Origin of the sequence: Micromonospora sp. MH33, from assembly GCF_003013775.1 — a bacterium.
GTDB lineage: Bacteria > Actinomycetota > Actinomycetes > Mycobacteriales > Micromonosporaceae > Micromonospora > Micromonospora fulviviridis.
The window spans coordinates 1-21,058 of record NZ_MUYZ01000094.1 but is presented as its reverse complement, the minus strand read 5'-3'; the positions used below and the strand labels follow the sequence as shown (position 1 = coordinate 21,058).

Annotated in this window: 15 protein-coding genes and 6 pseudogenes; 10 read left to right on the top strand and 11 right to left on the bottom strand. The window is 67.7% G+C overall.

What is annotated here, in order from left to right:
* Positions 1-244 precede the first annotated feature (244 nt).
* Positions 245-1,276: a hypothetical protein gene (locus B0E53_RS16510; protein WP_107076881.1), complete on the top strand. Its 1,032-nt coding sequence runs from the start codon at positions 245-247 to the stop codon at positions 1,274-1,276.
* 17 nt (positions 1,277-1,293) lie between these two features.
* Here B0E53_RS16510 and B0E53_RS39410 read toward each other — a convergent pair whose 3' ends face one another.
* From B0E53_RS39410 to B0E53_RS37605, 4 genes and pseudogenes are all read right to left on the bottom strand, one after another.
* Positions 1,294-2,595 (bottom strand): ISAs1 family transposase, encoded by a 1,302-nt coding sequence (locus B0E53_RS39410; RefSeq protein WP_246835437.1) that lies wholly within the window; start codon positions 2,593-2,595, stop codon positions 1,294-1,296.
* Between the two features lie 82 nt (positions 2,596-2,677).
* Entirely contained in the window at positions 2,678-3,637 is a 960-nt protein-coding gene (locus tag B0E53_RS16495) for a cyclase family protein (protein ID WP_107076880.1), read from the bottom strand.
* Positions 3,624-4,369, bottom strand: a pseudogene (panB, locus tag B0E53_RS39405) (3-methyl-2-oxobutanoate hydroxymethyltransferase); the annotation flags it as partial. The gene B0E53_RS16495 and the pseudogene panB, both read right to left, overlap by 14 nt.
* Positions 4,370-4,612, bottom strand: a pseudogene (locus B0E53_RS37605) (transposase family protein); the annotation flags it as partial.
* Between the two features lie 184 nt (positions 4,613-4,796).
* Between B0E53_RS37605 and B0E53_RS16485 the strand changes: the two are divergent.
* The 7 genes and pseudogenes from B0E53_RS16485 to B0E53_RS16455 all read left to right on the top strand — a co-directional run.
* Entirely contained in the window at positions 4,797-5,702 is a 906-nt protein-coding gene (locus B0E53_RS16485) for a DUF2520 domain-containing protein (RefSeq protein ID WP_107076879.1), read from the top strand.
* A 65-nt stretch (positions 5,703-5,767) separates the two neighbouring features.
* A pseudogene (locus tag B0E53_RS16480) lies at positions 5,768-6,545 on the top strand (transposase family protein).
* A 135-nt stretch (positions 6,546-6,680) separates the two neighbouring features.
* Positions 6,681-6,855 (top strand): annotated as a pseudogene (locus tag B0E53_RS16475) (transposase family protein); the annotation flags it as partial.
* A 245-nt stretch (positions 6,856-7,100) separates the two neighbouring features.
* A complete protein-coding gene (locus B0E53_RS16470; protein WP_107076878.1) occupies positions 7,101-7,832 on the top strand; it encodes an NUDIX domain-containing protein in 732 nt (243 codons plus the stop codon).
* A complete protein-coding gene (locus tag B0E53_RS16465) occupies positions 7,829-8,980 on the top strand; it encodes a 5'-methylthioadenosine/S-adenosylhomocysteine nucleosidase (protein WP_107076877.1) in 1,152 nt (383 codons plus the stop codon). The genes B0E53_RS16470 and B0E53_RS16465 overlap by 4 nt, the downstream gene beginning before the upstream one ends.
* 53 nt (positions 8,981-9,033) lie before the next feature.
* Entirely contained in the window at positions 9,034-10,986 is a 1,953-nt protein-coding gene (locus tag B0E53_RS16460; protein WP_146167685.1) for a hypothetical protein, read from the top strand.
* Between the two features lie 3 nt (positions 10,987-10,989).
* Positions 10,990-11,385: pseudogene (locus B0E53_RS16455) on the top strand (transposase); the annotation flags it as partial.
* Positions 11,386-11,471: 86 nt separating this feature from the next.
* Here B0E53_RS16455 and B0E53_RS16450 read toward each other — a convergent pair.
* The 5 genes from B0E53_RS16450 to B0E53_RS16430 form a co-directional block, all read right to left on the bottom strand.
* Positions 11,472-12,533, bottom strand: coding sequence for a hypothetical protein (locus tag B0E53_RS16450; protein ID WP_146167684.1), 1,062 nt, complete (start codon positions 12,531-12,533; stop codon positions 11,472-11,474).
* Between the two features lie 240 nt (positions 12,534-12,773).
* Positions 12,774-13,055: a transposase gene (locus tag B0E53_RS16445; RefSeq protein ID WP_210406088.1), complete on the bottom strand. Its 282-nt coding sequence runs from the start codon at positions 13,053-13,055 to the stop codon at positions 12,774-12,776.
* Positions 13,056-13,072: 17 nt separating this feature from the next.
* A complete protein-coding gene (locus B0E53_RS16440; RefSeq protein WP_246835436.1) occupies positions 13,073-14,524 on the bottom strand; it encodes an ABC transporter ATP-binding protein in 1,452 nt (483 codons plus the stop codon).
* 740 nt (positions 14,525-15,264) lie between these two features.
* Complete coding sequence (locus tag B0E53_RS16435; RefSeq protein ID WP_107076873.1) at positions 15,265-16,689, bottom strand: hypothetical protein; 1,425 nt, start codon at positions 16,687-16,689, stop codon at positions 15,265-15,267.
* Positions 16,686-17,216: a SigE family RNA polymerase sigma factor gene (locus tag B0E53_RS16430; protein WP_246835435.1), complete on the bottom strand. Its 531-nt coding sequence runs from the start codon at positions 17,214-17,216 to the stop codon at positions 16,686-16,688. Before B0E53_RS16430 ends, B0E53_RS16435 begins: the two co-directional genes overlap by 4 nt.
* Positions 17,217-17,399: 183 nt before the next feature.
* Between B0E53_RS16430 and B0E53_RS39400 the strand changes: the two are divergent.
* Positions 17,400-17,504, top strand: a pseudogene (locus B0E53_RS39400) (class I SAM-dependent methyltransferase); the annotation flags it as partial.
* Positions 17,505-17,938: 434 nt separating this feature from the next.
* Here B0E53_RS39400 and B0E53_RS39395 read toward each other — a convergent pair.
* Positions 17,939-19,330 carry a hypothetical protein gene (locus tag B0E53_RS39395; RefSeq protein ID WP_246835434.1) on the bottom strand — a complete coding sequence of 464 codons (1,392 nt, stop codon included), beginning with the start codon at positions 19,328-19,330 and terminating at the stop codon, positions 17,939-17,941.
* A 234-nt stretch (positions 19,331-19,564) separates the two neighbouring features.
* Between B0E53_RS39395 and B0E53_RS37595 the strand changes: the two genes are divergently transcribed.
* The gene (locus B0E53_RS37595; protein WP_168215340.1) at positions 19,565-19,723 is read left to right on the top strand and encodes a hypothetical protein; all 159 of its coding nucleotides are present in this window, start codon (positions 19,565-19,567) and stop codon (positions 19,721-19,723) included.
* A 96-nt stretch (positions 19,724-19,819) separates the two neighbouring features.
* Here the strand turns inward: B0E53_RS37595 and B0E53_RS16415 are convergent, their stop codons facing one another.
* Entirely contained in the window at positions 19,820-20,689 is an 870-nt protein-coding gene (locus B0E53_RS16415; protein WP_107076871.1) for a hypothetical protein, read from the bottom strand.
* Positions 20,690-21,058: the final 369 nt, after the last annotated feature.

Sequence of the window (21,058 nt, the reverse complement as noted above, 5' to 3'; positions counted from 1 at the left end):
GGTGACAGCCCAACGGATGTGTCGGCTGGTACATGGGCCGCTCGGGTAGCAGCGCGGCGAACTGGACCCACAACGGCCCCGCAAGTCAGCCTCCAAGTGAAACATCTCGAAATCGGCGTCCAGCTGGATCAACACCTCCGGCGACTGCCGAAGCTCACGCAGCTGCCGCATCCGCGGACCTACCAATTCCTTGCTGAGATCACCTCATTGACCGGCGCCACTTTGACTTCTATCCTTCTGCGCCATGATTATCAACCTCCGCCGGCTGCTGGCGATGCTGGCCGCCTTCGTGGCGGTCAGCGTTGTCGGCATGCCCGCAGCGGTCGCCGCAGGTCCGCTGCCCCTCAACGACCTCGGCACCGGCACCTATCTCGGCTTCCAGGGCGGGCTGTATCCCGCCGGCCGCAACACCATGCCCGGCACCCACCACACCACCGGCATCAACCGGGCCCTGCGCGTACGCCCAATGGACACCGCCGGTAACCCGAGCGCCAACGGCAAGTACGTCCTCCTCTCCATCGGCATGTCCAACACCACCCAGGAGTTCTGCTCGGGCGAGGGCGGCGGACAGTGCGCGCCATACTCCTTCATCGGCCAAGCCGCCGCGGACCCGCAGGTCAACCATGACAAGCTGGTCATCGTCGACGGCGCCGAAGGCGGTCAGACCGCGGGCACCTGGGATTCCCCGACCGACGCCAACTACAACCGGGTCCGCGACACCAGGCTCGCGCCCCTCGGCCTCACGGAGCGACAGGTGCAGATCGCCTGGGTCAAGGTCGCCAACGCCGGCCCGTCAGTGTCCCTGCCCGCGTCCAACGCCGACGCCCACCAGCTCGTGACCCAGCAGGGCAACATCCTCCGGGCGCTGAAGAAGCGCTATCCCAACCTGCAGCAGGTCTTCTTCTCCAGCCGCATCTACGCCGGCTACGCCACCACCAACCTGAACCCCGAGCCGTACGCCTATGAGACGGGCCTCGGCGTCAAGTGGGTGATCCAGGCTCAGATCACCCAGATGTCGGGGGGCGGCACCGACCCTCGGGCAGGCAACCTCGACTACAACGGCACCGTGGCCTGGGCGGCCTGGGGTCCGTACCTCTGGGCCAACGGCCTCCAGCCCCGCTCCGACGGGCTCATTTGGGAACGGTCGGACTTCAATTCCGACGGGACGCATCCGGCCGCGTCGGGGCGGCAGAAGGTGGGGAGCATGCTGCTCCGATTCTTCAAGACCTCCCCGCACACGGCCTGCTGGTTCACCGTCAGCGGCAGCTGCGCATAGTCGCTGAGGCGAGACCGCTATAACAGGTCGGAGATCGCCGAGGCGCTTCGGCGACTCCGACACGCCCATCGGAATGCGGCGACACCGCCCTCATGTGGTGCAGGGTTTCGATAACCCAGTGCCCACGCGGCCAGTCGGCCAGGTCGGCGGGGCTGGCGTCGGTGGCGGTCAGGTTGGTGATCGCGTAGACCGTGATGGTGAACCAGCGGCCGGTGGCCAGGTTCAGCCGGCGGCGGCGGATCCGTAGGGCTTGCACGGCGTGCGGGAAGTGCAGGGCGAGGGCCCCGGTGCAGGTGTACCGCTTGCAGGCGGCGGGTGTCGTAGCGGCCGTGCCCGCGGCTGCTCGTCTCGTCCTGGATCGGGATCTTCGGCCAGGGCAGTGCCTTGAGCTGCCGATACAGGCGCGGCTGGTTGCGCTCCACGGTGAACAGGTAGCCGGCGTGCTTGATCTCGGCCAGCCAGCGGGCGTGTTCGTGCTGAGTGTGTAACGCATCGGCGGTGACGACCACCCCGGTCAGGTCCAGCGGGGCTAGCAGCGGCTGGAAGCGGGTCACCTCGTTGGTCTTGCCGTCGACGTCGACCTGACCGAGCACGGTCCCGGTGTGCTGGTCCAGCACGGCCAGCAGATGCACCTGAGCACCGGCCGGGCCGCTGCCCCTCAGCGTCTTGCCGTCCACGCTGTACGCCCGCCGGGCCGTGTCCGCCTGCGACCGCGACGCGATGACCCATCGACCGACGGTGTCGTCCAGGGCGTCGGCGTCGACACCGGCCAGGATCCGGCGGAAGGTGGACTCGTCCGGCACTCGGTACACCCCGGTGAACGGATCCCGCCACACGCCCAGGCCCGCCAACACCGTTCCTCGGGATGCCAGATGCACCGCACGGATCTGTTCGGTCAGCCATGCATGACGAGGTGCCCGCGGAGATGGCGGACGGTTACGCCAGGCGTAGTACCCGGAGGCAGACACCTCCAGAACACGGCAGCAAACCTCGACGGGTAGCCCTTCAGCGGCCATCTGCTTGACGACCGCGTACCGGTCTTTTGGGGGCACCACCTCCTTGAGCAGTTCAGCAGCGCGGCGATGCACGGCCAACTCGGTCTCCAGTTCGGCGATACGCCGCCGAGCGGCGACCAACTCCGCCTGTTCGGCGGAGCTCACGCCCGGCATCTGACCGGTGTCGATCAGCTCCTGGCGGCGCCAGTTGTAGATCGTCTGATCACTGATCTCCAGGTCACGGACCAGCTCCGCTACCGACCGGCCGGCCTTGAGCAAATCGAGGACCTTATGACGAAACTCTGCTGGATATCTCCTCGGCACGTCTCTCCTTAACGAGCGACGAGCCTGACGAGTCAACCAACCTGACTCCATCGAACCCGGGGAACATCAATCCGATGTGCCTTCATTTGATGGCGACGGGGTTTGCTGGTGCGCCGGTAGCGCCGACGATTTTGAGGGGGGCGGCGATGTAGCAGAAGCTGTATTGCCCGTCGAGGGTGCAGTCGTAAGCGAGATCCTCTAGCCATGCTAGTTCGGTGAACACGACGCCGAGGTTGCGCATGAGCGCCGCGTGAAGTGGAAGTTTCGCCGGTACGGCCGGATCGTCGAGTACCTCGTTGGCGATCGTGTCGGTGATCAGGTTGGGGACTTGCATGGTGTCGAACCACTCGACGATGCCCGGGCGGTAGGTGAGCCCGGGCTCGTTGAGCTTGTCTGCATAGGCCTTCGGGTCGTTTTGGTAGCGCCGCATCGACCCGGTGCGGATCAGCAGGATGTCACCTGGTTCCAGTGCTACACCCTGCTGTTGGGCACAAGCAGTAAGGTCCTCGTGGTCGAAGGTTTCGTCGGCGTCGAGCCAGGTCTTGCCGCGATGGCGGGCCATATCGAGCAAGACACCGCGGCCGACGACGCCGCGTTCAGCGATCGGCAGGACTCCGCCGTGGGTCATGCTGCCGATCGTTGTATCGGCGTGATGTCCGTTCCAGGTGGTGTCGTCGTACCAGGCGTGTCCCAGGCCGTCGTAATGTGTTGTTCCCTGCAGGTACATGAAGATCGTGTCGTCGGCGTACTCCAGGCCGCCCTGGAAGGGTCGGCTTACTCCGTCTCGATAGGTGCTCTTGTCCTGGACGTTCGCTCGCTGGGGTTGCTGGCGGGCGGGCCACATGGGGTCGCCGTTCGGGTCGCACATGGTTGCCTGGAGGGTGAAGACCTTCCCTTGCTGGACTGTTCGAATGCCCCGCAGGATGGCGTTCTGGTCGAGATAGTTGAGGCAGCCCACCTCGTCGGCTTTACCCCAACGTGCCCAGTTGGTGGGTGATCCGGCGAGGAGGTTCTTCAGCTCGGCATGCTCAGGAGTATGCATGATCCTCTCCGGGGTAGTTCCTCGACGAGACGTCGGCGATGGACTGCCGCGCGGCCTCGGAGAGGACCTGTCGCATGTTTGAATATCGCTTAACGAACTTGGGGGCCGGATCGGGTGTGAGCCCCGCCATATCTTGCCAGACCATCACCTGTGCGTCGCAGTCGGGTCCGGCTCCGATGCCGATCGTTGGGATTGTGAGTTCGGCCGTGATGGGCTTCGCCAACTCGGCGGGCACAACCTCGAGTACGACGGCGAACGCGCCGGCCGCCTCAAGGTCGCGAGCGTCCTGGATCAGACGTTCACCCGTCTCCCCTCGTCCCTGCACCGTGTATCCGCCCAGCACGTTTGCCGACTGCGGGGTCAGCCCGACGTGGCCCATCACGGGGATCCCCGCGGTGACGAGTGTCTCGACCTGCGGGAGGACCGCCCGGCCCCCTTCGAGCTTCACAGCCTGTGCGCGGCCTTCATGAAGCGCGCGGCGTTGTCGAGGGCCTTCTGTGGCGAGCCTTGATAGGACCCGAAAGGCATGTCGCCCACCACCAGGCATCTGGATGTTGCGCCGGTAACCGCGCGAAGCAACGGAAGTAGTTCCTCGACGGTCACCGGAAGCGTGCTGTCGTAGCCGAAGACAACGTTGGCCGCGCTATCACCGACCAGCAGCACGGGTACCCCGACCTCGTCGAAGACCCTGGCAGTAAGTGCGTCGTAGGCAGTCAGCATTGCCCACGGCTCGGCGGAGTGCGACACCCCGAACAGCGGCCCGATCTGCCGCATCGTCAGGTTCGTGCGCCAGTACGCGGCGACCAGCAGCACCCGATCCGGCAGGTCGAGGGCCCACTGCCGGCCCGGCCGGCCGTCGGCGATCGTGTCCCCACCGCGCTCGGCGACCAGCCGGACCAGCCTACGGAACTGGGCGGGCGTCAGCCCAGTGAACGGAAAGATCCACTCGTGACGCACCGCCGAGATCACCTGCACCCCGACATCCTCGGTGACCGTCCTCACCAGACGGACGCCGGGGTTACGAGACGTCGCTTAGTATTCTAGCTGGCCAGCTTATATAATATTTCGGCCACGTTAGCAGGACATCTGAGGTCCAGTGTCGCTGCCCCAGCGTGGGACGTGACGGGAAGTTCCCTCGGCGGAAGGGCTCACAACGGCTATGCCACTGCACATTGCCGTCATCGGCGCTGGACGCGTCGGTACCGTGCTCGGGGCGGCGCTGGCCAGGGCTGGACACCACATCACCGTTGTGGCGAGGTCCCCTCGCTCCTTGGCTCGTGCTCGACGCCTGCTCCCCGACGCCTCATTCGTGTCTCTCGCTGCGGCCACGGACGCGGACCTCTTGTTGTTGACCACTTCCGATGACGCGCTCGTACAGGCTGCTCGAGAACTGGCGGACGCTCCCTCGCTGCGAGTGGGACAAACTGTGCTGCACACCTCGGTCGTGCACGGGTTGGGCGCACTCGAACCCCTTCAGCATCGCGGGCTGCGGATCGGGTCGATGCATCCGGCGATGACGTTCACCGGTCAACTGACTGACCTCGACCGCCTCCCCGGAACTACTTTCACCGTTACCGCCCAACCCGACCTGCTCAAGTCACTCCGCCGATTGATCGAGGGCGACCTGAAAGGACGCCAGCAATCACTCCGGGAGGAACAACGACCCCTTTATCATCTCGGGCTGGTCCATGGCGCCAATCATTTGGTGAGCCTCGTGAACGATGCATGCGACATGCTCAGAGCGGGTGGCATCACACACCCACAGGACGTCCTCGAACCGCTCCTGAGGGCCGCCCTCGACAACGCCCTCCACGCTGGGGACCACGGGCTCACCGGCCCCATCGCGCGCGGCGATGTCGGCACGCTCGAATGGCACGTCGCGACCCTGGAGCAGACCCGGCATCCAGCAGCCGACGCATATATCACGCTAGCCCACCGGACTGCCGAACGTGCCCACCACGCCGGCATCCTGTCCGACGTCACCGCCGCTCGACTCATGGACGCCATCGCAATCCGCCCGGATCGTCGGGCCGCGTCGACTCGACGATGCAACTGCGGTTCCTGATTCTCTAAGCGACGTCTCGTAACCCCGGCGTCCGTCTGGTGAGGACGGTCACCGAGGATGTCGGGGTGCAGGTGATCTCGGCGGTGCGTCACGAGTGGATCTTTCCATTCACTGGGCTGACGCCCGCCCAGTTCCGCAGGCTGGTCCGGCTGGTCGCCGAGCGCGGTGGGGACACGATCGCCGACGGCCGGCCGGGCCGGCAGTGGGCCCTCGACCTGCCGGATCGGGTGCTGCTGGTCGCCGCGTACTGGCGCACGAACCTGACGATGCGGCAGATCGGGCCGCTGTTCGGGGTGTCGCACTCCGCCGCGTACCGGGTCATCGACACTCTTGGCCCGCTGCTGGCCTTGGCGCCCGTGCGGCGGCGGCCGGTCGACCAGATCGCGATCGTCGACGGCACCCTGATCCCGACCCGGGACCACCGCCTGGCCGCGCCGAGCAAGAACTACCGGTACTCGACGAACCTGCAGGTCGCAATCGACGCCAGCACCCGCCTGGTCATCGCCGTCGGTGACCCGCAGCCGGGCAACCGCACCGACACGATCGTCTACCGCACTTCCGGCATCGACCAGAAGCTGGCCGGACGGCCGGTCATGGCCGACGGGGGCTACCGGCAACCCGGAGGTGATCATCCCGTACCGCAAGCCCCACGACGGCAGCCCGCTACCGGCTTGGAAGGAGGACCTGAACGCCCAGCACCGCACCATCCGAGCGCAGCCCGAACATGCCCTGGCCAGGATGAAGTGCTGGAAGGTCCTACGCGACTACCGCCGCGCCGCCCGCACATTGACCGACGCCGCTTCCGGCATCGCCAACCTGCACAACATCGCCCTGACCTGGTGACAACCAACCCGAATACAGGCAACGCCTTCACCCAGTTACGAGACAGCCCTTAGGTGCGGCGACCCATCCCGGACGCTTCCCCAGCAAATCCCCAGCGCGGATGCGTCCGATGTCATGCCGTGCCAGTGCATCCCGCACCGCCGGCACGGGCGTTTCCGTCCAGGTCATCGCCGACCCGACTGGTCGGCTGATCTGGGCCTCACCGGCGCTGCCCGGTGCCACCCATGACCTGAGTGCCCCCCGCACCTACACCATCACCGACAACCTGGCCAGCGCAAACGTTATGAACTTCGCCGACCGCGGCTATCAAAGGCGCGCCGGCCGACTGCGATCTCGCGGGCAGCAACGAGTACCGCGCCGTCATCAGCAGATCTTGCAGAAGCGCTGCGGCTTCGGCTTCCTAGCCACCGTCTTTCCCGGCATCACCGCCACCACGTATGGCGTCGCCACCGCACCCATGGCCACCTCTTGGTGATCTGGACGCTACTCAAAGCGTCGGCCTTGCGACAGCGCCGACCCCTTTTTGTCGAATCGACAAAAAGCTATGGTCGAGCAATGCCCGATGACACCTGGGAACCACCCCAGATCCTGCTCGCTGTCGACCTCGTGATCCTCACCCTGCGCGGTGGTCGTCTGAACCTGCTTCTCGTGCGGCGCGGTATCGAGCCGTTCATCGGGCGGGCAGCGCTGCCTGGTGGGTTCCTCGCCGATGAGCGCGAGGACATCCTCAGCGCCGCCCGCCGGGAGCTGCGGGAGGAGGCGGGGCTCACCGGCATCCCGCACCTGGAGCAGCTCGGTACATACGGCGACCCCGACCGTGACCCTCGTGGACGCGTGGTCTCTGTCGCCCACCTCGCCGTCGTGCCGCGCCTTCCCGAGCCCGTCTCTGGAACCGACGCCGCGGCAGCTGAGTGGACGCCGGTCGACGATGTACTGGCCGCGCGGGTACCGCTCGCCTTCGACCACTTGCGCATCGTCATCGACGGGGTGGAGCGTGCCCGCTCCAAGCTGGAGCACACAGGCTTGGCGACCGCCTTCTGCCCGGAGGTCTTCACCCTCACGGAGCTGCAGCAGGTCTACGAAGCCGTCTGGGGCACGCCGCTCGATCCCCGCAACTTCTACCGCAAGGTCCAGGGCACGAAGGGCTTCGTGGTCCCCGCCGGTCCGCCCCGCGCCACGGGCACCGGCCGCCCGGCCCGTGTCTACCGCGCCGGTCCGTGCCAGAACCTCTACCCGCCCATGATCCGCACGGTTCCGACCGTCGCAGCCGGAGGAGACGAGAGATGACCAGACCTGTGGTCGTGCTCACCGCACTGGACCTCGAGTACAACGCAGTCCGCGAACGTCTCACGAAAGTCGAACCGCACGTACATCCGATGGGCACGCGCTTCGAGCGTGGCACCGTGACCGGAGGCTCCTGTGAGATCGTTCTCGGCCTTGTCGGCAAGGGCAACCACCCCTCCGCCGTCATCGCCGAGCGCGCCATGACCGAGTTCGACCCGGAAGCGGTCATCTTCGCTGGCGTGGCCGGGGCGCTTTGGCCCTCCGTCGGCCTCGGCGACGTCGTCGTGGCCACCCACGTGTACGCCTATCACGGCGGCACTAGCGAGAGCGACGCTTTTCGCACCCGGCCGCGCGTGTGGGAGATCCCCCACGCCTGTGATCAGCTCGCCAGGCATCTTGAGCGGGAGCGAGGCTGGGCGCGGAGCCTCGCCGGAGGAGTGCCCAAGGTGCGGTTCGGCCCAATCGCCGCCGGAGAGGTCGTCCTCGACTCGGCGTCCTCGCCCGAGGCGGCGCGCATTCGTGATCACTACAACGACGCGTTGGCGGTGGAGATGGAGTCGGCCGGGGTCGCCCAGGCCGCCCACTTGAACCGCTCTCTGCCGGCCGTCGTCGTCCGCGGCATCAGCGACCGTGCCGACGGGACCAAGGTCCACACCGACGGCGAGAACTGGCAGCCGCGTGCCGCCGCCAACGCCGCGGCCTTCGCCCTCGCGCTCGCCCAGGAACTCGGGGCGCAGTATGGCTCCTCCCCGCGCCGTCCTCGGAAAGAAGCAGGTGATGCGTCGATGTCCGGCTCTGTCAGTAACGTCGCCAAGGGCAACGCTCACGTTGGATTTCAAGCACACACCGTTCACCACGCGACCGTCTACGGCGTGCCGGGCGGTGCGGGCGGGGAGACATTCCACGACCAGCTCGCGGACTTGCGCGCCTCACTCCGTAAGTTCCATGAGGCGGGTGACGTGGACACGGTCACCTACTGCGCGGCGGAGCAGGAGCTGGACGCCGCCGCCGCCGACGTGCCCCCGGCCGACGACGAGGCACGTAGCCGCGCGACCACGGCTCTGCGGAAGCTGCGCGGCCTGCTAATGGACTGGACGGACCTCGCCACACGGGTCGCGGGGCTCATGGCGGCTCTGCGGGATCTGTCATGAGCGCTGGACCGCAGGAGACGACGTTCACCAACGTCGCGGACGGCGACGCCCACGTGGGCTTCCAGGCCCAGGAGGTCCACATCAAGGGCGGATACCACGTCAGCGACGACGACCCGCCGGAGCGGCAGTTCGAGGTCGGCCTCCGCTACCTGGAGATCAGCGCCCCACCCGAGGCGAGAGAGCTGATCATAAAAGCGATCGCCCGGGGCTACAGGAACTCCCGCGCCTACTTCTATATGGCGCTCGCACTGTTGAGCGGCCGTACCCTGCAGAGCCTGACGGACCAGGAACTCGCGCAGCTGGCACACGTCCGCCGCTGGGCGGCGCAGCGCTCCGAAGATCCCTGGGCCCGGGGCATCAACGCCGTCGGCTCGCTGCTGGACTCGCTGCCGCAGACCACGGCGGAGACTCCCGACCCGGCCGCGATCGGTGTGGTGGTCAAGGAGTTCGAATCGCTCAACCCGCCCCTGCAGGAGAGCATCCTCAACCACCTCGAGGTTTTCTTGGCCGGCCCGCACCAGGACTGGACCTGGCAGAAGACGTTCGCGACCGCCCGGCGGGACAGGACGGCCAACGACCGGGTGGAGCGGGTCTGGAAGTTCTTCCAGCCCAAGCCGATCCCTCCCCGGCCGGTTCCGCCGCATCCGATCCGTACTGACGCGGCGGACTATCTACGCGCCGTCGGCGGCTCGGCACTGCTCCTCGTCACTGGCCTGGCGGTGGTCCAGTACGCCTGGGCCCACTCATGGCTTCGCTCAGCCGGCTACCTGATGGTGGCTCTTGGAGCCGTCGTCGTCGCGGTCCGGGCCGGATTTACGATCAGGCTGGCTCGGCATCGACGCCGGGCGGCCCGCCAGCGTCTCACCTTCACACCCCGGCGTGCTCCCACACAGTCCGACCGGTTCGCCTCAGCGATGGACTCCTTGTTCGACCGCTACTTCGGGCGTTACCTGCCGCCGGACATAGCCCGGGAGACGTGGCTGGCTGAGACGGCGGGCATCCGGCAGACCCTCCGTAACGAGCTGGTCGAGCTGTACCGGGAACAGCCGGTCGACGCCAAGCGTGTCGCCTGGCTAGTGAGATTCCTCGCCAGCGACGTCAAGCGGCAGTGGCTCAGCGGTGAGCTGACCGCGGATCCCGAGGACTTCCGAGTGCCATCCTCGACGCGGACCGCCTTCGGCACCGCAGTGTTCGCCCTGGTGGTTACCGGGCCGCTGCTGCTGTGGCAGGCCCTCGTCGAGGCGCCGTTCACGACGGTGATCGCGACGGCCGGAATCGTGGCCGGGGCTCGGCTCGCCATCCAGGGCTGGCTCGCGATCCTTCTCGAGGGCCACCGCTACCGGGACGACCTAGACCGGGTCCGGCGCGACTACGAGGACCGGCGCGCGGCGTACGACAGGTGGGTGCACAAGTTGGAATCGAAGCCGACCGACGCGGAGATGGCGCACTGGCTCGACTGCGATCGCAAGATCCTGGTCGAGGACACGCTGCGGCACTACCGCGTGGCCGCGCAGGACGTGATAGCGCACGCCTTCATCGAGGCGCCCGTGCCCGGGTGCAAGCGGGCCCGGGTCAGCAAGGGACCCTGGCGCTACTCGCGATACAAACTTCTCCTCTTCCTGCTCACCAAGGACGGCGTCCGCCAGGTCACGGTCACCCTCGACTTCGAGACCATGGAATTCGGCGATCAGCAGCGTCTCACCTACCAGTACAACTCGGTCGTGGCGGCGCACGTCGTCGATGCCCGCAACGGCGAGAAGAGACTCTCCCTTACCCTGACGAACAATCCCCGAGACGAGCTGACGATCACCGGTGAGTGGCCACGCATGCCGGAACTCGGCGACGACGACCGCATCGCCTCCCAGGTCTCGCTCGACGCCTCGGGCCTCGAACGCACCCTGCACGTGCTGGAGGGCATCGCTGCCGAAGGCAAGGAATGGATCACCCACGAGAACCGCCGAGAACGCACCGGCCTCCGGCGGCTCGTCGCAGCGATGGAGGGCTGACAAATGCGGTGCTGCTCGGCGCTGGGGTCAGGGTCGGGCAGCACCGCGGTTTTCGCCGCCTCGGTACAGGAACGCGCGGGTGCCAAGCTGGTCCTGGCAGGCATCACCGAGGCGTTCCCGCTGCTCGGCGTGGTCTGGGCGGACGCCGGTTACGTCAACCGCGTGGACGCGGGCCTGCTGGAGTGGGCCCGTGTCGATGCCTGCGTGGAACTGCGGATCGTTGCCCGTAACGCCGACGTGAAAGGCTTCCAGGTGCTGCCCCGCAGGTGGGTGGTGGAACGGACTTTCTCCTGGTTGCGACGGTGCAGACGGTTGGCCCGCGACTATGAGCGCAAGCCCGCGCACGCCGAAGCGATGATCAAGGTGGCGATGATCCGGTTGATGGCCGCGCGCCTGGCCGGTGAGGACATCGAGCCGCAAGGTCCGATCGAGACCGAGGCAGCTCGACGCCTCAACGACGACCTCAACCAGAAGTAGCCACCCGGTTACCCATCACTTTCTCGCACCGTCGCCGCCGGGCTGCTGGCAAGCTCGGCTGTGCGGCGCATCGCACTGTCGGCCGCCGCGGGGTCGCGCCGCCCGAGGCCGCAACTCGTCGCGATGTCCACCTGGCGGCCGACCATTCGCTCGATGAGGTTGCGAACGTGGACTTGGGCGGCGAGGTCCTGGCGCTCATGCGCGCAGCCGGCGATGAAGCGTGTCGTGGTCGGAAGCCGGAGCCCCGCAAGCGGCCGGTACCAGCGAGGGTTGACGGGCGGTGGCTCCACCGCAGCGGAGAACGGTGCGTGAACGAATTCCAACGGCCTACCAGCAGGCCACTTTGCCGCGATGGCGTTGGCAAGGCGCACCAAAGGGCCACTATCCCTCATCCGCGCCAGTGCCCGATGTTGCAGGTCTCCGACGCAGAGGTGGATGCCGAAGCGGGCGCCCTCGGGCGCCTGCCGAGCCAGGCCCGCGATCCCGCGTGCCAGGTAGCCCGCCACAGCCGGCTGAATGAAGCGCGGAACACTCGCCACGAAAACCAACTCGGCCGGTACCTCGATCTGGAACACTACCTGGTCCCCAGCCTCGGCATGGATCGCGCGGATCTCGCCCAACGTTGCATCGGTGAACGCCCTTCGATGCCGAAGCGCTCTAGCAGGACCCAAGGCGAACATCGCCACATCGAGATCGCCCGGCGCGCCTACCTGGAACGGCAGCTCCGATCGGCCATGCGCCACGGCCAGCTCTCGATAGATCGGATAGCTGTCGCGGAAGGATGCTTCGATGCCCAGTTTGATGTCGTCACCTCGCAACGTGTGGCCCCGACGCACCCTGAACATTGGTGTCTTGCTGTAGTCCGACCAGTCGCCGTCACGCGTCAACTCGAAGTCAGGGTGAGTGCGGAGCTCCTCCACGATGTGCAGCACCCAATCCGGGCGGTGTGTTTCACCGTCGGGCACCATGTCGAGGCTGTCCCCTAACTGCGACAGAGCCCACTGCATCGCACCCCGGGGGCTCTCGGCCGGGATGGTGCCAACCAGATGCGTCTTCCGCGTATTCTTCACCCTTGTCCCTTTCTCCATCCCAACCGTTCCGCGCCCCGACATGCTGGCGGCCTCCGGCCGGCATTGGCCGGCCCGGCCAGCGACGCGGTGGAAGGTCGTCACGGCCCCGCCACGCGGCACGAGCAAGACCCAGCCGCAGTTGCGTGATCTGAATTTCGGCCGCTCATCGGATGAGTCGCGTCGAGCCAGCGCCAGTCGTGCAGCTACCGATGTCGATATCGATGATATCCGTCGTGCGAGTCAGGTGATCAGACGCGCCCAGGGGAGCCCATGCGTGACGCCCTCGACCACCCGAACCGCGTCACGCAACTGGTCATGGACCCGGTCCCAGGTACCGTCCGCGCTCCAACACCGAAACCACCGGTAGGCCACGTCCCACGGCACCAGGTCATGCGGCACCAGCCGCCACGCGCAGCCGGTCCGCAGCACGTACAGGATCGTGTCGATCACCAATCGACGTGGATAGCCCAGCGGGCGTCCGCCTCGGCGTGGATCATGCCGAGGCAGCAACGGCTCGATCACCGCCCACTGCGGATCGGTCAGCGAGGACTCATACGCCGGTTTACAGACACAACGACACGGACGTGATCTTCGCTGACGCGGTCAGCGAAGATGCCGCCGGAAAGGGTACGGGCCCGCGTGCCGATCGGCGTGGCGAGCCCGTCCGACAGGGCGTCGACGACGTCCTCAGCCGACGCCGTACGCAGGGCCGCTCTGATGTCGGCGTCGCCGATGCCCGCCCGGGGACGCAGAATCTCCCGCAGCGTCCCGGCGAAGAGGTAGGAGTCGTGGTCGGCGACGAGGATCCGAGCCCTTACCTCGTCGAGCGCGATCTCGGCCAGCGGTACGCCGCCCCAGGTCACGTCGCTGGCGACGAACCGCCCGAGCCGGTCGGCCAGCGCGACGGCCTCGGCCGGGTCATCGGCGGCGACGGCGAGCAGCCGCCCGGACGGTACCGTCAGCCCGGTGGCGGCATCGTGTAGTTCGGCGGGGCGGTCCGGCGAGGGCAGGACTCCCGTCCCGCCGACCCGCGAAGGCGGCGCGGCGTCGTCCGGGGTCAGGTTGAGCAGGGCGACGATCCGGCGGGCGGCGACCCGGCCCCGGATCACCTGGTAGCCGCCCTCGAGCAGGAACCAGACCGGCACGATGAGGACCGCCACGTACCCGTAGACGGCGACCATCTGCCCGATCGTGATGTCGCCAGCCGCGGCCATCCGCGCCGCCAGCCACACCACGGCGGCCAAGAAGAGACCCGGGATGACGATCGTCAGCGCCTCGATCCAGCTGTTCACGGCACCGACCCGGTAACCCTCGATCAGCAGGTTCTGGGAGCGGGCCGCGTACCGGCGAGCGAACAAACCACGCCCACCGACCCCCGCGAGCACGCGCAGCCCGGCCACGATGTCTCCGGCGCGCGTGGTGAGAATGCCCTGCTGCTGCCGGTAGACCGACTCGACCCGTTCGAGGCGACGCAGCAGCGGTCCCACGACCACCACCATCGCGGGCACGCCGAGCAGCACGAACACGGCGAGGAGCGGGGAAACCGACCACAGTACGACGGCGACGAACGCGTACGCGAGGACCGCTCCGACGCCCGGCCCGGTCATCGTCAGCACCGCCGACGTGTGCGTGATATCGGCGCCGCCGATGGTGGCGACCTCCCCGGCGGCGAGCTTGCGCGGCAGCACGGCGCCGATCCGGGACAGGTGACGCAGCAGGACGGCCGCGGAGCGGGCCGACGCATCCTCCCGGACGAACGTCATCGTGCGGTGCCGCATGATGCCCAGGTACGCCAAGCCCACCCCGGCGACGACGATCGCGGCCACCCACCACAACAGCGCCCGGTAGTCGGATACGCGCAGCCCATCGTCGATAGCGCGGGCGACGAGGTACGGCCGGACCGCCAACCCGAGCATCCAGGCCGTACCGATCAGGCTTCCACGCAGCACCCGCCACGGCTGGCCGCGGACCAGCCACCAGATGTACCACATCGGCCCCCTCGTATCGGGCGCGCCAGGCTCGGGATGAGGGAGCTGCGGGGGCACCCGTCCAGGTTACCGATCAAGCTCGCGACGTACCCAAGTATTACCGCGTCGGTCGAATCCACGCCCGCCACCGCATCTCCACGGGACTCAGCAGCTCCCAGCCATGCGGGACTCGTCGATACGCGAACGCACGCACATCGGCAGTTGCGGACGCCGCCGACTCCTGCTCAGATATCGGGCGGCGCTAGCCGTTTTGGGAGCAGCGAGAGGTGACCACTTCGGACGTCACTGGGAGGTCAAGCTCTCCGAAGCGCGCATCGTTGCTGCTCAGCGGCTTGGCTGGGACGCAGTCGGCTGAGCTCTTCGAGCGGGTGACCACTTCGCTGGTCTGCCCCCCAATCTGTTCCCAACGTAAAGCAGACGACCCCGCGCTCGGTCGTTACCGCCCTGACCTGCTCATGCCCCTACTAGGCGGGATAGGCAGCAGTTGACGTCTGTTCCAAGCCGTTGAGCACTGCGTGTGAAACAGGACGCCGCATCGACTTTGAGCTGTGAGAACGAGTTCCCGCAGGTCGTGGTCGGTGCAGTTGAGTGCGAATTGCTGCCAATGAGGCTGTCTGACGCGTTCAGTGCAGCGGTTTCTCCCAACCTGCTCCCCGGTGTCGGCCCCGAACCCGGCGAGATTGACGACGGCCACGCGGCGTGGCCGAGCCGCCTGATGACGGCTCGGCCATGCTGTCGGTCGGTCAGGGGGTTACCCGGGTGGCCGGGCTGTCTCCTGGCAGGCCTGACATGTCGGCCTCGAGCGGGGGCACCGGAGTGCTTCCCAGTACGTTGCCGTTTTTGGAGTAAGCGGTGAGGGTGGCTGGCTGGTTATGCGGCACCGAGGCGGTGCCGGCGTTTGACGCATCAAGGGTGACCGTGATCGGGGGTGCGCTGCCGACCGCGACCGTGACGCGGGCCGCGTCCGGCGGGGCGACGACCCGCACCTGGTCTGTCGGCGTGCGGCTGGGGTTGTCGGCCCGGATCCGCCAGCCGATCGGCCGCTGGTAGGCACCCTCGGAGGGCAGCAGCAGGCGCAGGTCCATCCACCAGCCGGTTCGGTCGTCGCCGTGCATCGCGTACGCGATGATTCCGCCGTCGGCAGGCTGCACGGTGAGCAGCGCGGCGGCCTGGCCGTCAACGCTGCCCGACCAGGACACGCGCACCGTCGTCCCGGTCGCGGAAAGGCGACTGTTGGAAAGTGCCGTTTCCACGAAGTTGCGTAGGTTGGCGTCGTCCAGCGGAGCGCCCCGAGTGCCGCGCTTGACGGCAGTCAGCAGGGCGTCCATGTCCGGTCCGGTCGGGTCGATCGCGTCGTACGGGCCGCCGCCCAGGCCGACCTGATGGAGCACGTGGTCGCCGCGACTGACCCGGACGACCGGTTCGCTCCGCAGCGGCGCGGTGGGCAGGACCGCGATCCCGACTCCGCTGCCGTCGGGCCTCGCGATGTTCTGATACTCCACGGTTCCCCTCTGCGTGTAGTGAGGGTCGCCGCTGATCGTCACGGTGGAATCGGCCGGCCCGACGACGACCGCGAAACCGTTCACCCCGGTTCCGGCCTGCATCAGGGTCATCACGGGATTGTCGTCGCCCTCGCTGTGACCGGCGTAGCGCATCTGTTCGACGCCGGCCCCGGGCGGACCCACGAACCAGACCAGCGCCTTCTTCGTGAGCAGGCCGATCCGCAGCGGCACCGCCACCAGCGCGACCCGATGGCCCGGCTGGTCACTGCCGTAGAGCAGGCGGATCCGGTCGCGGTCACCGACCTTCCACATGCCGTCCGGATGCCAGCCACCCAAGGACGAATCCGTGCTCAACCGCGCCTGCAGCGTGTTCAGCCAGGCCTCGTCGCCGCTCAGAGCACCACGCGGCGGCGCGTCGAGCAGCGACGCCGGGGCGGCGGCGACCGCAATGCCGGGTGCCCAACCGGGCAGCCGTACCACGTTGGTCTGGATTCCGACGAGCGCGGCCATGACCGCAGCGGTGGCCACCGTCCGGATCAGTCGGATGCGCCGGTGCCGTCGCTCGCGCCGGGTGAATTCCGGCCACGGGTCCTCGGGGACGCCAACGCCGTCCGCGGCCTGCCTCAGCGCGGGACTGAGCGTCGATTCCGCGAAGCTCTCATTCATGCCGGTTCCTCCTTCAGCCGGTGCGAGGGCGCAAGGGCAGTCGAGCCGAACTCGGCCCGCAGCCGGGCCAACCCGCGCGATGCCTGACTCTTGACCGCGCCGACGGAGCAGCCGAGAACATTGGCGGTATCTGTCTCGCTCAGGTCCTCCAAATAGCGCAGCGTCAGAATCGCCTGCGTCCTGGGTGGCAAGCGCCGCAACGCGACAAGGAGCAGTTCACGCTCTTCCACCTGCCCATAGGGGTCCGGCGCCGACGCACTGTCGGAGATCAGCAGCGGCACCTCCAGCGGCCGCCGCCGGCGCCGCCAGGAAATCGCCGTGTTGACCATCACCCGACGTACGTAGACCTCGGGTGCGTCCCGGCGCAGCAACCGCCCCCAACGCCGATGGGTCTTCTCCAACGCCGACTGCACGAGGTCCTCGGCTGTCCCCCGATCACCGGTCAACATGTAGGCCGTCCGGAGCAAAGGCCCCCATTGTCGCTGGACGAACAGCCGGAACTGGTCGTCATCCTCGTGCGATGTCACGCCACCTCCAGGTCGCGTCCGCCGCGTATCTTCGTGCGCATACAGAGCCAGACGCATCCGGCGGCAGCCGAGGTTGAGTCGAAACCGTACGCCGCGGTGAACCGTTTCCGGGACATCCGGCCTGGCCGGGCGGGACACCTCGCGAACCAGTTGTCGGCTGCTCTGCCAATCCGAGCCCTATATCTCGCCGTCGCCAACCACTCCATCGCCGGCATCCTGGCCTGGGGCTCGTTGATCCATCTGCCGCCGGAGGATCTCGATGGCGTGCTTGCTGAGTTCCGGCGAGTAGCGGTGTACGTCGAGGACTTGTGCGTCGTCGGTCTCGGCCGCACGAGGCTCGCAAAGTCCGTGCACGATGCGGGCTGGGCGAGTTTCACCAGCATGTTGGAGTACAGGGCCGCCCGGTACGGGCGAACGTTCGGCCGGGTGGATCGGTTCTTCCCCTCCACGCGGATGTGCGCGCAGTGTGGCCGCATCAACGACAAGATGGCCTCAACGTCCGAGCGTGGAACTGCCGGTGCGGCAGCGCCCACGACCGGGACGTCAACGCCGCCATCAACATCCTGGCCGCCGGGCAGGCGGACAGGCCAAAGGACCGTAAAGCGCAGGTAAGACCGGGACTTGTCCCGGCACCGCGCGGCGAAGCGGTAACCCATCCGGACGCCGCGGGTGTTCCACACGCAGTGTGGAGGGAATCTCCGTCCTTCAGGGCGGAGAGGATGTTAAGCGTCCCAGATCGGACCGTATGCCGGGATGCCGACCAGCTCCAGGCCGTGCACCACCTGCCAGGTGACTTTCTTGTTCGCGACGCAGACGACCGCTTCCGCGCCGAAGGTGTCGTACGCCCCGTACGTCAGCCGGAGCATGTCGGGTTTGCCGTACGCGTCGGTGTCCCAGATGATCGCGTCGGGCTGCGCCGCCAGCACCTCGTCGACCAGTGCGCCGTACGTCTTACGCGGATTGCGTGTCACCCAGACCAGATGGGACGACACCTCACCGGCCAGGAGGTGGGCGAGCACGGGGCCGATTCCGCTGCCGGTGGCAACAAAGAGCACCTTCTGGAAGAGCCGCGCGACATTGGCCATGCCCGCGGTCGGCGTCCCCCGTACCCACAAGTGCGTTGGCGGGTTGTCGATGAATTCCGCGGTCCAGTCGCCGGCTCTGGAGACAACCATGCGGTGGCTGCCGGGAGCCTCTTCAGGCGCAGAGATATTCGCGAATGAATGCCATTCCAGCAGTGGTCGCCGACTGACCATCTGGGTCGATCCGATGAGCGGCTGGTTCTGGCCGTCGAGGTTGACCACCGCCACGTGGGCGGATGGCTGCTCGGTATCGACGCGGACCTTGCGCAGTAGCAGCCAGGGCAACGCGACGGACACGGTGGCCACCGTGAGTAGCCATACGGTCGGTGTGGTCAGCAGTGCGAACGCGCCGCCGTGCCGGGTGGTAACGAATAGCACGGTGTTGATCCATGCGAGCGCCAGCGCAGCCCAACCACAGAACCTGTGCGTTATCTCGAACGTGTCGTGCGCCCTGGCTCGCAATGATGGCAGGGCCAGGATGCTCATGACCACGAAGAGCGTCACCAGCGCGCCGGAAACGACGAGATTGGGGACCGATACGTGTCCCCGATGGTGAAGGTGGTCGTACATCAGCGATACGACAAAGACCAGATACCACGTCGTTCCTGACGCGGCCAGGCCGACGTGCAGTCCGCCAAAGTGATAGATCTTTGCCAGCGCCCAGCGGACCGGCAACGGCCAGGTCGTGGGTGCGCGGGTGACCAGCCAGAACAGCGCATTGATGATCCACTGCTGGCGGACGACGACGGCCAGCGTCACGTTCACCAGAGCAACAGTTTCTACCGATGTCAGGGCCGTGGCCTGACCGGCCCACCAGCTGCCCGATGCCACGGCGTGCCAGCCCACCGCCAGGTTGGCCACCACGACCAGCGCGATCAGGCGGTGGTAGGGCATGACGCGGGGGTTCTTGAGAATCCGCCGGATCGGCGGTACGGGCGGCGGTAGCTCCACCTCCAATAATCGGGTCAGCGAGCGGGGCGGCCCAGTTAGGGGCCGCCCAAAACCGATGATGCGGCTGCTGACTTTGCGCATGACTTCGACGACCCGGAAAATGACGGCCTCCTTGGGGCAGGTATTCGGCCAACCTGGGGATCTTGGAGGTTGGCCGAGCTAGATCAACTGCAACTGAGCCCGATGTCAGCTACGGGAATGGGTTGATTGGTGCGACACGAATGAAGGCACTCAGGCCGGACAGCACTGGAAGTGGACGTGAGGCCCTCTGTAGGTAGTTCTCACCACCGGATCACCCACACGGTGAGGACCCACGTGATCGCATACCATGCCATGGTCGACGTCCCGAGGGAACTCATGCGGTACCTCGGCCGGCTGTTTGACGCGGAACGTCGAGCCAAGGGGACACGGCGCGGCACCCGCGCGTTGACCTGCTTCTACCAGGCGCTGTCGGCGGCCTCGGTCTGGGCCTAGGTGAACGCCATGACCATGCCGGTGATGGTCACCTCATCGGCCGACAGGCCGAACTCGCCGGCCACGATCCTCCGTTGGGGTGGCCATGATGACTCTTCAGTATCCGGCGGCTGTCGCCGGAAGGTCCGTGAGGTGGTCGCGCCCGTCGCGTCCTTCCGGGGGTTCGGGTCGCGGCGGCAGCAGCCGGGCCGGGACCGTGCGCTCGCCCAGGAACCAGTACTCCCGGCCGGCGGCTGGCTGGCCGGCTCCGTCAGCATCGCCGGAGTGGGCACCGGAACCGAACCAGGTGGCCGGTGTCGCGGCACGGTCCAGCAGCGCCTCCGCCTCGGGCGGCAGCACCACCACGTCGAGGGTTTGGTCCTGATTGCGTCGCCGATCGGTGACCGACGTGACCGGGCCGAGGTCGACGGACAGGTACCTGAACGCGAGCAGCAGCGCGGTCCACGCGGTGTCCGGCTCGGGCAGACCGCGTACCAGTGGAGCGACCGCGGTGAGGCACACGTCCCCGGAGCGTGACAGGTGCTGCCAGCGCAGCAGGTCCACGCAGGCGACCAGAGTCGGCAGCGGGTCCGGGTCGGGGCAGGCGACCGGCGGCTGGCCGTCGACCGGCGGCAGCCAGCTCAGCTCGCTGTGCCCGCGTACCGCCGGCGCCGGCTTGACCAGGTCGGCCGCGCCGATGCCCAACTGGGCTAGCAGCCAGTGGTGCACCCGCCCGGTACGCATCGCGGTGACCGCCCAGGTCCAGGAGGCCGGCTCCCCCCGCCACCCCGCCGCCTCCGCGACCTGCGGACCGGACCCGGCTTGCGCGTCCGACGCGAGCGGCGAATCCGACGTGAGCGGCGAATCCGACCCGGCCGGCTGGGGGGCGCCGGTGGCGTACAGGTCGCGCGGGTCGCGTAGGTAGTTGTGCCGCGCGCCCTCCAGCCACAATGCCAGCGCGGGATGCCCCGCCGGGGCCAGGATCACGTCGTTGAGGACGATTTCCTCGGTTTCGCGGGACGAGCGGGCCGCCGGCCCGGCGGACCAGCGTGCCGAGGGGCCGGCGGGCGGGGGGTACCGGCTGTTCCGCGGCCGGTGGCATGGGCAGCCGGAGGCCGACGGGCCGGCCCGGTTGCCGGAACTGTTCGACCGGGTCGCCGCGTCGACGTACGGCGGGCGCGGCGGCCCGGGCGGTGAACGGGACCACCTGGCTGGCGATCACCTCGCGGTGCAGCCCGGTGCTGCGAACCCGGTGCGGGCCGGACACGTACGCGGCCTTGAACCGGGTGATGCTGGTGACGCTGGAGCGCAGGTATCCGTTGCCCGGATCGCCCGGCAGCTCGTACGCGTCGGGTA